General features: G+C 40.3%; 12 protein-coding genes. 3 read left to right on the top strand and 9 right to left on the bottom strand.

From position 1 onward, the window contains the following. The first annotated feature begins 5 nt into the window (after window positions 1–5). On the top strand, window positions 6–1595 hold the full coding sequence (locus tag C7S20_RS03060; RefSeq protein ID WP_107011096.1) for a peptide MFS transporter: 1590 nt from the start codon (window positions 6–8) through the stop codon (window positions 1593–1595). 43 nt (window positions 1596–1638) lie between these two features. After that, window positions 1639–2181 (top strand): thioredoxin family protein, encoded by a 543-nt coding sequence (locus C7S20_RS03055; RefSeq protein WP_107011095.1) that lies wholly within the window; start codon window positions 1639–1641, stop codon window positions 2179–2181. Window positions 2182–2184: 3 nt separating this feature from the next. On the opposite strand, the gene C7S20_RS03050 is transcribed toward C7S20_RS03055, so the two are convergent. From C7S20_RS03050 to surE, 5 genes are read right to left on the bottom strand one after another with little or no spacing between them, the layout of a single operon-like run. Beyond that, entirely contained in the window at window positions 2185–4221 is a 2037-nt protein-coding gene (locus C7S20_RS03050) for a ComEC/Rec2 family competence protein (RefSeq protein ID WP_107011094.1), read from the bottom strand. A 34-nt stretch (window positions 4222–4255) separates the two neighbouring features. Then, window positions 4256–4780 (bottom strand): C40 family peptidase, encoded by a 525-nt coding sequence (locus tag C7S20_RS03045; protein ID WP_107011093.1) that lies wholly within the window; start codon window positions 4778–4780, stop codon window positions 4256–4258. After that, entirely contained in the window at window positions 4777–5904 is a 1128-nt protein-coding gene (lpxB, locus tag C7S20_RS03040; protein WP_107011092.1) for a lipid-A-disaccharide synthase, read from the bottom strand. Before lpxB ends, C7S20_RS03045 begins: the two co-directional genes overlap by 4 nt. Before the next feature lies 1 nt (window position 5905). Continuing rightward, the gene (locus tag C7S20_RS03035; RefSeq protein ID WP_107011091.1) at window positions 5906–6187 is read right to left on the bottom strand and encodes a hypothetical protein; all 282 of its coding nucleotides are present in this window, start codon (window positions 6185–6187) and stop codon (window positions 5906–5908) included. Then, a complete protein-coding gene (surE, locus tag C7S20_RS03030) occupies window positions 6180–6962 on the bottom strand; it encodes a 5'/3'-nucleotidase SurE (protein ID WP_107011090.1) in 783 nt (260 codons plus the stop codon). The genes C7S20_RS03035 and surE overlap by 8 nt, the downstream gene beginning before the upstream one ends. Window positions 6963–7114: 152 nt before the next feature. Between surE and C7S20_RS03025 the strand changes: the two genes are divergently transcribed. Further along, window positions 7115–9268, top strand: coding sequence for a carboxy terminal-processing peptidase (locus tag C7S20_RS03025; RefSeq protein ID WP_193510789.1), 2154 nt, complete (start codon window positions 7115–7117; stop codon window positions 9266–9268). Between the two features lie 131 nt (window positions 9269–9399). Here the strand turns inward: C7S20_RS03025 and rodA are convergent, their stop codons facing one another. The 4 genes from rodA to mreC are packed head-to-tail and all read right to left on the bottom strand — an operon-like array spanning window position 9400 to window position 13836. Next, window positions 9400–10647 (bottom strand): rod shape-determining protein RodA, encoded by a 1248-nt coding sequence (rodA, locus tag C7S20_RS03020; RefSeq protein ID WP_107011088.1) that lies wholly within the window; start codon window positions 10645–10647, stop codon window positions 9400–9402. Then, on the bottom strand, window positions 10648–12516 hold the full coding sequence (locus C7S20_RS03015) for a peptidoglycan D,D-transpeptidase FtsI family protein (RefSeq protein WP_107011087.1): 1869 nt from the start codon (window positions 12514–12516) through the stop codon (window positions 10648–10650). After that, entirely contained in the window at window positions 12513–13019 is a 507-nt protein-coding gene (locus C7S20_RS03010) for a rod shape-determining protein MreD (RefSeq protein WP_107011086.1), read from the bottom strand. Before C7S20_RS03010 ends, C7S20_RS03015 begins: the two co-directional genes overlap by 4 nt. Then, entirely contained in the window at window positions 13012–13836 is an 825-nt protein-coding gene (mreC, locus tag C7S20_RS03005; protein ID WP_107011085.1) for a rod shape-determining protein MreC, read from the bottom strand. Before mreC ends, C7S20_RS03010 begins: the two co-directional genes overlap by 8 nt. Window positions 13837–13848: the final 12 nt, after the last annotated feature.

The following is a 13848-nucleotide window of genomic DNA, read 5'->3' as shown; positions in this document are numbered from 1 at the left end:
CTGTCATGGATATCACATTATGGATCATGATTATTGGATGGGTTTTTGTGCTCATCTGGGTTCCTTTTATAATTTATACCAATAAAGACACTCATCCAAAGGCCCTTTTTGTACTTTTTTTCGCCGAAATGTGGGAACGGTTCTCCTATTACGGAATGCGGGCGCTGCTCGTTCTTTACATGACCAAGGTTTTATTCATGGATCTGGCCCAAAACGTTGCGGAGACCCAGGCCTATGGGATTTATGGTTCCTATACTGCCATGGTTTATTTGTTCCCCGTGATTGGTGGTCTTGTGGCCGATCAATTACTCGGCTTTAAAAAGACCATTATCTGGGGTGGTATTCTCATGGCCCTTGGGCATTTTACCCTTGCCTTGCAGGGATTTGAGTCACTTGAAGGAAATATGCCGTTTTTCTTTGCGGCACTGGCTTTAATTATCGTGGGGAATGGCTTCTTTAAGCCTAATATCAGCTCTTTCCTTGGAACCTTTTATGATCCTAATGATGCTCGTAAAGATGGTGCTTTTTCTATCTTCTATATGGGTGTGAATATCGGTGCTTTTCTTTCAACGCTTACCTGTGGGTATGTGGGACAGGAAATAAACTGGCATTATGGTTTTGGTCTTGCGGGAATAGGAATGACGCTGGGGCTTATCGTTTTTTATATTTTCACTCGAAAAAGTAAGGATTTCGAAGGGAAGGGATTGCCGCCTGAGGAAGTGCGCAGTGGCGAGAAGAAGTTCATTGGAATGAAACCTGAAATAGGCGTTTATGTGCTTTCAATTATTGCTATTCCTGTTTGTGCTTATATGCTGGACCTCGATGAAGTCATGGCAGGTGCCCTGATTATCATTTCACTGGGAATTGTCGCGTACCTTGTTTATGAGGCACTAACTGCCAAAGATAAAGTTGTGGGGCAACGCCTGCTGGTAGTTGTGGTGCTGTTTTTCTTCCATGCCGTTTTTTGGGCCCTTTTCGAGCAGGCCGGAGGAAGCTTAACCATTTTTACCGATAAGAACGTGGATCGGTTAATAGGTTCCACCGAAATTCCTGCATCTATTTTCCAAAGTCTGAACCCTTTATATATTATGCTCCTGGCGCCTGTATTTTCCTGGTTATGGCTTAAATTGAGCAAAGCTGGAAAAGAGCCCAGTACCCCAATGAAGTTTGTACTTGGTCTAACGCAGCTAGCTTTAGGTTTTGCGGTAATTGTAATAGGTGCTAAATTCTTTGCCTCTGGTGAAGGCCTGGTTCCCGTAATTTTCCTGGCTCTGATGTATTTACTTCATACTACTGGTGAATTATCGCTTTCGCCCATCGGCCTGTCGATGGTAACAAAATTATCCCCGGCGAAAATTGTTGGTTTTGTAATGGGAGCCTGGTTCTTATCTATTGCTCTGGCCAATAAAATGGCCGGAATTATAGGGACTCTTACCACCAATGAAGAGGTAACAGATGATACACCAGTATCAGTCACCTTGTCTTTCTTTTCAAACACCTATTTTATATGGGGGGTTTGTGTCGTGGGTGGTGCCGCCTTGCTGTTATTATTGCTGGTACCCTTGCTCCGCAAATGGATGAACGGAATTCATTAATTTTAGGAATGCTTTTTGTTTAGTTTATTGAAAATTACTGAAAATGAAAAAAATATTTCTCCTTATTTGTCTGCTCTCAATAGGATTTCTGAATGCTCAGAAAGTAGATTGGATGAGTATGAATGAAGCTTTGGAGGCCCAGAAAAAAGAACCTAAAAAGATCCTTGTTGATGCTTATACAAATTGGTGCGGCCCCTGTAAAATGCTTGAAAAAAATACATTTTCTAATGAAAAGGTCGCCAATTACATCAACGAAAATTTTTACGCGGTGAAATTTAATGCGGAAGGGAATGAAACTATAAAATACAAGGATACTATTTTTAAAAATAACAATTTCGATCCAGCCAGGGAGAATTCCCGCAATGGAGTTCATGATTTTGCGAGAGCGATGGGCGTAACTGCCTATCCAACTATTGTTTTCTTTGATGAAGAAGGCAATTTTATAGCTCCAATCAAAGGCTATATGTCACCGGGCCAGATCGAGATATTTTTGAAAGTATTCGCGAGCGATGATTATAAAAAAATGAAAAGTGATGAAGCCTGGAAAAAATATCAGGAAGAATTCAAAGGTACTTTTTCGGGATAGCGATTAAGGATTTTTTAGAATATAGGCTCCCTTTTCACCAGTATAGTGGAAAGGGATTTTTTTATCCCGACAACTGGTTTTCCATTTTTTTAGGAGCCATGGCGCATTTGAAGCATCGGCAATAATTTTCTCAGGATGGACAGTTGAAATTAGTCGGTCGAGGTTAATTTTTGGGGAATCTTTTAAAATTAGGATTTCAGGAGAAAAGCCCGGAATGTTATAAATTCCACTACTATCAAGGCTTAAAACGGTTTTTCCTGAAACTTCAATGATGGAAAAAGGATCTTCAAACTTCAGATTTTTGATCCTCCTTTCTCTCAGATAATCTTTTAGCAGAATTCCTTCAGGCTTTTGAGCGCCAAAAACCACCAAATTTTCATTTTCTTTTTTAGCGATTACGGAGGTCCCGGATTTTTGAAATACGATCAATTCTTCCGAAGGGATCATTTTAATTCCAACAATGCTTATCACCTGGAAAATCAAAATGGCTGTAAGCAGAAAAACGAGGTTTTTGAAAGTTCTTCTGTGCAATAGAAATAAAAATGCTATCAGAACCACAAAATAGACCAGCATTTGAAACAGGGAAAATCTGAGGTCGCTAAAAACAAGATTTTCGTAACCGGCGATGGTTTTTACAAATCTGTTCATTAAAGACAGCAGTTGGCTAAATCCTTCCGCCAGAAAATCCGGCAGAATATTGAAGATTGCAAGTACTATTACGAGTAATCCAACACCAAGAATTATGGCTAATAGAGGTAAAATAAAGAGGTTGGTTAGAAGGAAAAGCCCCGGAAACTGGTGAAAATAAAATAAAGAAAGCGGGAAAATTCCAATTTGTGCCGATAGGCTCACTGCAGTAAGTTTCCAGAAATAATCTACCCATTGATTCCTTATTTCAATAGTTTTATAAATGAACGGATAAAAGATCACGATGGCCGTGACCGCCAAATAGCTAAGTTGAAATCCTACCTGAAAAAGGTAAAAAGGATTGATCAGGAGGAGGAAAAAAAGGGAGACAAAAATACTGTTGAGCGTACTTGTTTTACGGTTTAGCTGCATGCCTACCGCTATAAAACTAAACATACTTACCGCCCTGACAACCGATGGGCTAAGTCCTGTAAGCATGGCAAAAAACCATAGCAGAATAATGAGGACAATGGTTTTAATGATTTTTCCATAGCGGAATTTTTCCATTGGTTTTAGTATAAAATTGAACAGCCAGAGGAGAATACCAATGTGCAAACCTGAAATTGCCAGAATATGGATCGCTCCTGCGGCCGCATAATCTTTGTACATCACATTGCTGATATTCCTGCGTTCGCCCAGGAGCAAAGCTTCAAAAATAGCCAGTTCAGAAGCAGAGAAACTCGATCTTTCAAGACTGCTCATGATAGAATGCCTTATTTTTCCCGCCGGTCTTAAAATGGAAAATGAAGGTTGTGGAAGTATTTTTAGTTGGCTGCCGGAAAGATTTAGCTGCCGTTCAATCCTCATTCGCCTTAAATAATCTTTATAACTGAACTGGAACGGGTTTAAAGGCGGTTTTATCTTTTGTGGTTCAAAAGGCAGCAACAGGTAGGTTCCCGGTTCCAGGGTTCTTGCGGGTAGGGAATCGGTAAGATTCAGAAGGATTCGGCCGGAAACTTTTTTAACTGAATTCTCAAAAACCAGTTCTTCCGATTCCAGGACATAGCGCCTGGAAAATCCGGTGGATTTAAGAATTTCAGTTACCTGGGCTTTTAAAAGGGGAGAATTTCCCTCATCTTCATATCGAAGATAATGATTTTGCTGATTTTCAGGTTTTGAGAAATGCGCACTGCTGAAGCCAATGCTGAAAATTAATAAAAAGGCGGCGATTCCAGGAAGGCTTCCGTAAAAGAGCTGTTTTCGGGTATAAAAATAAACGGCGGCAAAAGAGACTAGTCCGAAACCGGTTAAACAGAAACTGAAAGTATTAGTTGCAGCAGTGTAAAATCCTGCGAGCAGGCCTGAAATAAGGTAAAGGCAGAGCCTGAGAAAAATAAATCGGAAACTCTTCAATTGCAGTGAATTAGCTTCCGAATGTATAAAAAAATCAAATGATCCTGCGGGCCATTACAAAATTATTTTTCCAGTATGCTTCTGATAATAAAGAAATTATCACTCCCGCTGATGTAGTGGAATGGATAAAATATATTTCCCCGTTTTTCACCTTTACCACCAGGCCCACATGATTAATTACATTTCGGTTTTTACTGGTTTGAAAAAACAAAAGATCTCCCGGGCTTACTTCTTTTAGAAACAATCGTTCACCCTGCAAAGACATTGCTCGAGCAGTTCTGGGGATGGATATATCCTCCTGAAGAAAACTCACGTACACCAATCCGGAGCAATCCATTCCCCTTTTAGAGGTGCCGCCATACCTGTAGCGCGTTCCTTCAAATTTCTGGGCATTCTTTACAACTTTTGATGCGATTTCAGTGCTGATATCACCTCTTTTAGGTTCGGTGGAATAACGGCTTTCTTCTTTGGTGGTGATAACGGCATGTTTTGCCCCACAGGAAGTTAAAATTATTGCGGTTAGGAATAAAAATGGGAATAAAAGTATTCTCAGTTTCATCGGTTTTTAGAGGCTAAAACTTTGTTGTAGATAAGATTGGCAGTTTTTTTACTTGCACCCTGCCCGCCAAGTTTCTGTTCCAGTTCATAATAATCCCTGAAGATTCTCTGGCGAACGGTATCGTCTAGAATTTTTTTCAGTTCACTTGTAAGGTTTTTGGTGTTGAGATCGTTCTGGATAAGTTCTTTCACGACTTCCCTTTTCATTATAAGGTTCACCAGGGAAATATAATCGAGATTGATAATTTGTTTGGCGATGTGATAAGAAATAAAATTTCCCTTATAGCAAACTACCTCCGGCACTTTAAAAAGCGCGGTTTCCAGAGTAGCGGTGCCTGAAGTTACAAGAGCAGCGTGAGCTAAAGTCAGGACGTCATAAGTTTTGTTCATGACCAAGTTCACATTCGATTTTTTGATGAACTGATGGTAAAAATTTATATCCTGGCTTGGTGCCCCGGCAATAATGAACTGATATTCCCTGAAATCTTCGGTTATACTGAGCATTATCTTCAACATCTTTTCGATCTCCTGCTTCCTGCTTCCAGGTAACAGGGCGATGATCGGGCGATCATCCAGGTCATGTTCATTTTTGAACTTCTCAATATCGAGTGGCGGCCGGTTTTCAATGGCATCGAGCAAAGGATGGCCTACAAAATGTACCGGAAAATTGTGTTTTTGGCTATAAAATTCTTCTTCAAAAGGAAGGATTACATACATATAATCTACATCCCTGCGTATTTTTTTGATACGGTTTTCTTTCCATGCCCAGATCTGAGGTGAGATATAATAGTGAGTCTGGAAGCCTTCTTTTCGGGCCCATTCCGCGATACGCATATTAAAACCTGGATAATCGATGAAAATTATCGCGTCAGGTTTATAATTTAAAATGTCTTCTTTACAGAAACTTATATTCTTGAGTATGGTAGGCAAATTCATCAATACTTCGGCAAAGCCCATAAAGGCAAGTTCCCTGTAATGTTTAACAGGATTTCCTCCCTGTGCCGTCATAAGATCACCACCCCAAAACCTGAAATCGGCATTTTTATCGGTTTCTTTTAATGCCTTCATCAGGTTGGAAGCATGTAAATCTCCTGAAGCTTCGCCGGCAATGAGGTAATATTTCATTTTATATGAATTTATAGATTGCCACCCCAATAGCAACAGCCACAGTGGCCATTAAAACCCCTCGGGCGTGATAATTCTGTTTTTTCTTCAGAAACACGAAAAAAGGAATAAAATTAAAGACTGCCCCAAGAGCTATTATTTTTCCGAGATATCCGTTAGCGATGGCATCCTGAAGGGTGGCGTCCATTCCTACTTTCGAAAAAATAGAAACATACAGAAGAACACCCGCGATATTTGCAGCAATTCCTGTTAAGAATCCGGTAAATATATTTTGCTTAATCATCAAGAGTCCAATTTTTAAGATCCTTTATAAAATGATGGGCCGTAAGGTCAAATTGGACGGGAACAACGGAAACATAACCATCCCGCAAGGCCCTTTCATCGGTATCTTCACCTTCATCCTTATTGATGAATTTTCCCGTAAGCCAGTAATATTCTCTTCCCTGAGGGCTGGTTCTTTTGTCAAATTCTTCCTCCCAGTGTGCATCGGCCTGCCGGCAAACTTTAATGCCCCTGATCTCCTCTTCCTTTAGTTTAGGGAAATTGACATTCAGGACCACTCCTTTTGGCAAACCGTTTTTCAGCACATTGTTTGTAATGGTTTTTATGTATTTCCTGGTTGGTTCAAAATCGGCATTCATTGAATAATCAAGTAAGGAAAAACCAATGGCCGGAATTCCTTCGATCCCTGCTTCTACTGCAGCGCTCATGGTTCCCGAATAGATCACATTAATAGAAGAATTTGAACCGTGGTTAATGCCGCTGACACAAAGGTCGGGTTTGCGATGAAGGATCTCCTGTGTCGCGATCTTAACACAATCTGCAGGTGTTCCCGAACAGCTGTATTCTTTATGATTGAAATTTTCTTTTATACTTACCTGTTCACAAAAGAGTGTATCACTAACAGTGATCGCATGTCCCATCCCGCTTTGGGGACTGTCAGGTGCAACCACAATAACGTCTCCCAGTTCTTTCATTACTTCAATAAGCGTCCTGATGCCCGGGGCGGTGATACCATCATCATTGGTGACGAGAATAAGCGGTTTTTCCTTTTTCATGCAGACTATTTTTTGATAGGGCTAAAATAACAATTTAAGAAGGAAAGCTTATATTAGTGGCTTAACAAAAAATTGACATCAAAAACTGTCATTCTTGGCATAGTTTTTACTATAATTACGTTAACCACACGATGACGAAATTAAAAAGAGTTATGAAAAAGAATTTAAAAATTTTGGCGGTAATACTCCTTATGGCTGCCGCGGCCTGTAGTTTTACTACCAAAAACTTCGATGATCCTAATAAAGATAAGCTCTTGCTGGATCTTATTACCTATGTGATCAACCAGGGCCATTACGCGCCAAAAGATATTAATGATAATTTTTCGGAAAAAGTTTATAATCATTTCCTCGAATCTTTAGATCCTTCTAAGCGATTCTTTTACGCAAAGGATATTGCGGAATTTGATAAATATAAAGACCAGCTGGACGATGAGATCAAGAACAAAGAGATCAACTTCTTTGATCTTGCCTATAACCTTTTGAACCAGCGAATGGAAGAGAATAAATCCCTTTATAAGGAGATCCTTTCCAGGCCTTTTGATTTTTCAGAAGAAGAAGAAATAAATACCGATTATGATAAGCAGGAATATGTTTCTTCAAAGGAAGAAATGAGGGAAAGATGGAAAAAACAACTAAAGTTTAACACCCTTATTAATTTTTACGATCTTAAGCAGGACGAGAAGGCAAAAAAAGAGAAAGATCCTTCTTATGAAATGAAATCTGATGCCGAACTTGAAAAACAGGCCAGAGAATCTACAATGTCTAATCTCGACAACTTCTATGACTTTACAAATGATCTTGAAAGAGATGATTATTTTTCGGTTTACATCAATTCTATAGTCGAAGAATTTGATCCACATACCTATTATTTCGCACCTCAGGATAAAGACCGTTTTGATATTGCCATGTCTGGTAAATTAGAAGGAATAGGAGCAAGATTGATCAAAGACGGTGACGACATTACCATTACCGATGTTATTTCCGGAGGGCCTGCCTGGAGAAGTGATGAAATTGATCAGGGCGATGTGATCCTTAAAGTAAAGCAGGAAGATGAAAATGAGGCTGTGAGCGTGGTAGGAATGAGACTTGATGATGCCGTAGACCTTATAAAAGGGCCTAAAGGCACTAAAGTGACACTTACACTCCGTAAAAAGCTGATGGGAAACATCGAAGATGTTACCTTAACCCGTGATGTAATCGAAATTGAAGAAACTTACGCCAAATCTTCTATGGTGGAGAAGAATGGAAGAAAATTCGGAGTGATCAATCTTCCCAAGTTCTATTTTGATATGGACGATTATGAAAGCCGAAATGCAGCTTCAGATATTAAAAAAGATATTATACGCCTGAAGCAGGAAGGCATGGAAGGCCTTGTACTCGACCTTAGAAATAACGGTGGAGGATCTTTGAAAACCGTGGTGGATATTGCCGGTTTATTTATTAAAGATGGGCCAGTTGTCCAGGTAAAATCAAACGGACAGAAAAAAGAGGTGCTTAAAGATGAAGACCCTCAGATAGTATGGGATGGACCCCTGGTAATTCTTGTGAATGAATTATCTGCTTCGGCTTCTGAAATTCTTGCGGCAGCCATGCAGGATTATAAAAGAGCCATTATTATAGGAAGCAAACAAACCTATGGAAAAGGAACCGTTCAAAATGTAATCGACCTAAACAGATGGCTGAGAAATAACGATCTCGGCGATATGGGAGCACTTAAGATCACCACGCAGAAGTTCTATCGAGTGAATGGTGGTTCCACACAGCTTGAAGGTGTGAAAAGTGATGTAGTGGTACCAGATAGATACAGTTATGTAGATGTGGGTGAAAAAGATCAGGAGAATCCGCTGCCATGGGATAAAATCGATCCTGCAGATTACAGCGTTTGGAATGGCTATGTAGATTATGAGGAAGCCATAAAAGCAAGTAAAGAACGAATGAGCGAGAATCCGCAGTTGAAACTTATCGATGAGAATGCAAAATGGATCAAAGAGCAGAGCCAGGAAAATGTATATCCTTTAAACTATGACAGATATGCTACCGAAGCTGCAAAAGACAAGGCAGTAGCTAAACAATTTGATGCTCTGAAAAATTACGAGACTAATCTTACTTATACTTCTCTTCCTTATGAAAAAGAACAATTCGCAACCGATACTGTTCTAAAGGAAAAAAGGGAAAGATGGCACGAGAGCCTCAGTAAAGATGTGTATATGGAAGAAGCGATCAATGTGCTTGAAGATATAAAACTCAATAATATCTCCCGAAGCAAAGTTGCCGATGCCAATGGGAAACAAAAGGTTAAAGACTAAAGTTTCAAAATATAATTTAAAGCCTCCGCGATAGTGGGGGCTTTTTTATTCAAGAAGATGAAGAGAAAATATATTTATCCTATTATCATCCTGATCATCGCGGCTATAATTCTGCTGATGGATCAATGTTCTTAAAAGGAAAGCCTTTCAGAATCTAACTTAATAAAGATAAAGAGAAGAACCGTGAATCCCCAGAGTGCAGAGCCCCCGTAGCTGAAAAATGGAAGTGGAATTCCTACCGTGGGGAATATGCCTACCACCATTCCAATATTCACGAGAAAATGAATAAAAAGTATCCCTATCACCGAATAACCGTACACCCGGTTAAATTGTGAGCGTTGCCGCTCTGCAAGTTGCAGCAGGCGAAGCAGTAGGAAAACAAAAAGAATGATCACTGCGGCACTCCCCGCAAAACCCCATTCTTCTCCTACCGTGCTGAAAATATAATCGGTATGTTGTTCGGGAACAAAATGGCCTTTTGTTTGTGTGCCTTCGGTCCAGCCTTTACCCAGCCACCCGCCACTACCAATTGCAATTTCGCTCTGGTTGGTATTATAGCCAATTCCGCGTGAATCTACCTCCTTTCCCAAAACAATATTAAAACGGTCGCGATGCCGCTGTTCAAAGACATTATTGAAAATATAGTTTACCGAAAAACTTAATCCTATAGTGAAAATGGCAAACAGAGTGATAAGGATCCTTCCCGGCCTCTTTTTTCTTTTTCTGAAAAAGATAAGCACAGCGATCCCTAAAACTCCCAGGCTTACCCAAAGCGGACCTACAACAAGCGTAAGTATAAAAACCGCTACTGCCGATAAACCCGTGACCAAATAAAAACCCGAAAGGCCTTCGCGGTAAAGCGGAAAGAAAAAAGCAGCATATACAAGCGCGCTGCCTGGATCTGGTTGCGGAATGATGATCAGGGCCGGCAGCGCGATGATGATAAATGCTTTAACCTGGTGGCTCAAACGCCTTATGTTGGTTTGAATGTCACTCAGATATTTTGCCAGCGCGAGTGAAGTGGCAAATTTGGCAAATTCAGAAGGTTGTATGCTCAAACCTCCAAAAGAATACCAGGAGGTAGCTCCCGAGATCGTTTTTCCGAAGAGAAATAAGCCCGCTAAAGAGAGCAGGGAAATAATATAAATGACGCTGGCAAAGCGCTGGTAAAATTTCGCCTCGATAGAAAGAACGATGACGATTATTAGGAAACTTAGCAGGATCCATAAGGCCTGTTTCCCGTATACCTGGTCAAGGTCGAAATAAGATCCGGTATTATTGCCGAGGGCGGCAGAGTAAATATTGGCCCAGCCAAAACCAACAAGAAGTAAATAAATTAAAATGCTAATCCAGTCAAATCCTGCGCTGCTTTTGGCCATTTACTGATTGATTACGAAAGGTTTTCCGCTTAGCGGTTTTGCATATTCTTCTTCCAGGCTGTGGCTTAAAATCCAGTTTTCCATGTCGGTCCTGCTGATTGTTCCTTTTAGGTATTTTTCTATCATAAGGCTGGCGATTCGCCCGGCATAACGGCTTCCCCAATAACCATTTTCTACAAAAACCGCTATGGCAATTTTAGGATTATCTACCGGGGCAAAAGCCACAAAAATAGAATGGTCTGTAAGCTGGACCCTTTTCCCGCCTATTTTGGTATAATTTTCAGCGGTTCCGGTTTTCCCTGCAATCTCGATGCCCGGTACCTGAAGGCTTGAGGCCGTTCCGGTTTTATATACCTGGTGCATTCCTTCCACAACGGGATCAAAATTCCTGGAATCTATGGTAGTAAAATTTTTAGTGGTGAATTTTTCATTATCAATATCCTTCCCGTTTATTTTTTTCAGAATATGAGGGATTTTGTACCAGCCTTTATTTCCGATAGTTGCTGCCATATTGGCAAGCTGGATAGGAGTCATTAAAACTTCCCCCTGGCCAATGGCGTTTGAGAGGGTAGCAGTTGCATACCATTTATAGGTTGGATAATTATAGATTTGATTGTAATAATCTGCATCGGGGATTTTTCCCGGGCGGCCTGTATTGAGATCAGATCCCAGATAATCACCAAGTCCAAAACTTTTCAAATGTGCATTCCAGGCATCAATTCCCTGTTGAGGGGTGGGATATTTTTCGATGATCCTTCTGTAAACATTCGCAAAATATGAGTTACAGGACATTGAAATTCCGTCGATCATAGCAAGTGGACTACGATGGGAGTGACAGCCAAGTTTTCTTCCCCTTCCGTAACTATATCCGTGGTTACAGCTAAATTTATCAGAGGTATCCACCACTCCTTCCTGCAGGCCGATAAGGGCATTGAGTGTTTTGAACGGCGAGCCGGGAGGATATTCTGCGAGCAAACCACGATCGTAAAGAGGTTTTGCAATAGAATCGTAATAAAGTTTGGTAAAATTCTTCGAGCGCTGTCTTCCCACCAAATCTGCAGGATCATAACTTGGCGCGGTTATAAGAGCCAGTATCTCGCCGCTTTCAGGTTCAATTGCAACAATTCCACCGCGTTTGTGCTCCATTAACTTACTTCCGTATTCCTGCAGTTTTGAATCTATGGTGATGGTGATATCCTTTCCTTTTTCCGGTAAGGTATCGTAGATCCCATCTTTATAAGGCCCCAGATCTCTATTGAAACGATCTTTCTGAATGTATTTCACCCCTTTGACTCCGCGTAAAATATCTTCGTAAGTTTTTTCTACTCCGGCGCGGCCAATAAGGTCTCCCGAAATATAATAGGGATCAGTTTTGATAATATGCTGGTTAACTTCGGCAATATATCCCAGTACATTTGCGCTGTGATGTACCTGATAGTCACGCAAAGAACGCTTTTGAATATAAAAACCTTCATATTTCCTCATTTTCTCCTGAAGGACCGCATATTCACTCTTGGTAAGCTGAGGGATCACCACTGACGGAAGCATAGGTGAATAAATCCTGGCCTTGTCAAGTTTTTTTTCGAGGTTTTCCTTGGTGAGATTCAGAATACTGCAAAATTCGGTAGTGTCAAACGGCTTCAGGTTACGTGGTATAACCATGACATCGTATGAAGGCTGGTTAGAAACCATCAGGTTTCCCTCCCGATCGTAAATATATCCCCGCTGCGGATAATCATATACTACTTTTATCGCATTGTCACGTGAACGAATTGCCAGGGAAGTATCTACAACCTGAAGGTAGAAAAGCCTTCCTATAAATAGTAATCCGGTGGTTAAGATGGTGATGTAGAGCAGTATTTTTCTCATCGATATTTTTTACTGAACAATGTGAGGCTGAGAAACACCAATATGATCGTGAATATACTCGAAAATAACGTCTTTTTCAATATCAATATTATATGTGTTAGACTAAACATTTCCAATGAAAACAACACAAAATGATGTATTAAGACCATAAGGGCCACGTAACTTAATTTAGCTCCGATAGGTGCGTTGGAAAGTCGGATATTCTGATGATCATAACTTATGCCAAAGGAGAATCGAAGCAAATAAGGCCTTATGAAAGCCGCTACAAGGCAGGCAGCCGCATTGATGCCGCCGCTATCTTCAAAAATATCAATGCTTAAACCGAGTAAGAATGCCAGGAAAAGAAACAGGCTTTGATTTCCTGTAAACGGATAAAGAAGGATAAACAAAACGTATAGATATGGGTTTATATATCCTGCAAAATTGATGTTGTTGAGAATTAAAACCTGAAGAAAGATCAGGATAACAAAGCGGCCGATATTTGAAAGCAATGTACTATTCATTATTATCCTTTTCCAAAGCTTTTATTTCGTCCTTATTCAAATTTTCAATCACGTACACATAGCCTATATTCGTCATGTCGTTGAACAATTTCACATCAATAGTGTAATAGCTCTGCGTCTGGTCAAGCTTAAAATCGGTTATTTTACCAATGGGCAGTCCCTGAGGGAAAATTAATGAACGACCTCCCGTTATGATCGTATCGCCTTTTTGCAGTGGAGCCTGCCTTGGTACATCGATAAGCTGTACCACATTGGGATCTTTTCCATTCCAGATAAGGCTTCCAAAATGATCGGTTTTTTTAAGCTGTGCGTTAATCCTGGAACGGCTGTTTAAGATTGAGATCACCCGGGAATAATGATCGTTTACGCGATCAACGATGCCAACTATGCCCTGGCTGGTAATGACGCCATATTCAGGTTCAATGCCCGATTTTTCACCGCGATTCAGGGTGAGGTAATTATCAACTTTTGCAAAATTATTATTGATCACCCTTGCAGTGCGAAACATATAATCTCCCTGGAAAGAAGTGCTGTCAAGTTGTTTTTCTACGGAAATACTGTCGTTGATATTCGAAATAATATTTCGCAATTTGTTATTCTCTTCCAGAAGCCGCTCATTATATTCGTCGAGATGCAAATAGGCGTTGAGATTATTAGCCCAGGAATAAACACCTCCGGTCACAACATTTGCAGAGCTTATAAATCTGCTTTTCTGGAATGAGTGGTTCTGAATGGTAAGAAATAAGGATACAGCAAAGAGGAACAGGAATAGTATGTTATTCTTATTCCTAATAAGAAAATTGAAAATCTGCTGCATAAGTTAAACTTC

The sequence above is a fragment of the Christiangramia fulva genome (assembly GCF_003024155.1).
Classification (GTDB): domain Bacteria; phylum Bacteroidota; class Bacteroidia; order Flavobacteriales; family Flavobacteriaceae; genus Christiangramia; species Christiangramia fulva.
Note: the sequence above shows the minus strand (reverse complement) of the source record. Positions and strands in the feature narration are given on the sequence as shown.

Excerpts from the sequence above, each read along its gene's own strand:
- C7S20_RS03060 (WP_107011096.1), top strand. The coding sequence starts at position 6 with ATGGATATCACATTATGGATCATGATTATTGGATGGGTTTTTGTGCTC.
- C7S20_RS03055 (WP_107011095.1), top strand. The coding sequence starts at position 1,639 with ATGAAAAAAATATTTCTCCTTATTTGTCTGCTCTCAATAGGATTTCTG.
- C7S20_RS03045 (WP_107011093.1), bottom strand. The coding sequence starts at position 4,780 with ATGAAACTGAGAATACTTTTATTCCCATTTTTATTCCTAACCGCAATA.
- lpxB (WP_107011092.1), bottom strand. The coding sequence starts at position 5,904 with ATGAAATATTACCTCATTGCCGGCGAAGCTTCAGGAGATTTACATGCT.
- C7S20_RS03035 (WP_107011091.1), bottom strand. The coding sequence starts at position 6,187 with ATGATTAAGCAAAATATATTTACCGGATTCTTAACAGGAATTGCTGCA.
- surE (WP_107011090.1), bottom strand. The coding sequence starts at position 6,962 with ATGAAAAAGGAAAAACCGCTTATTCTCGTCACCAATGATGATGGTATC.
- C7S20_RS03025 (WP_193510789.1), top strand. The coding sequence starts at position 7,115 with ATGAAAAAGAATTTAAAAATTTTGGCGGTAATACTCCTTATGGCTGCC.
- rodA (WP_107011088.1), bottom strand. The coding sequence starts at position 10,647 with ATGGCCAAAAGCAGCGCAGGATTTGACTGGATTAGCATTTTAATTTAT.
- C7S20_RS03015 (WP_107011087.1), bottom strand. The coding sequence starts at position 12,516 with ATGAGAAAAATACTGCTCTACATCACCATCTTAACCACCGGATTACTA.
- C7S20_RS03010 (WP_107011086.1), bottom strand. The coding sequence starts at position 13,019 with ATGAATAGTACATTGCTTTCAAATATCGGCCGCTTTGTTATCCTGATC.
- mreC (WP_107011085.1), bottom strand. The coding sequence starts at position 13,836 with ATGCAGCAGATTTTCAATTTTCTTATTAGGAATAAGAATAACATACTA.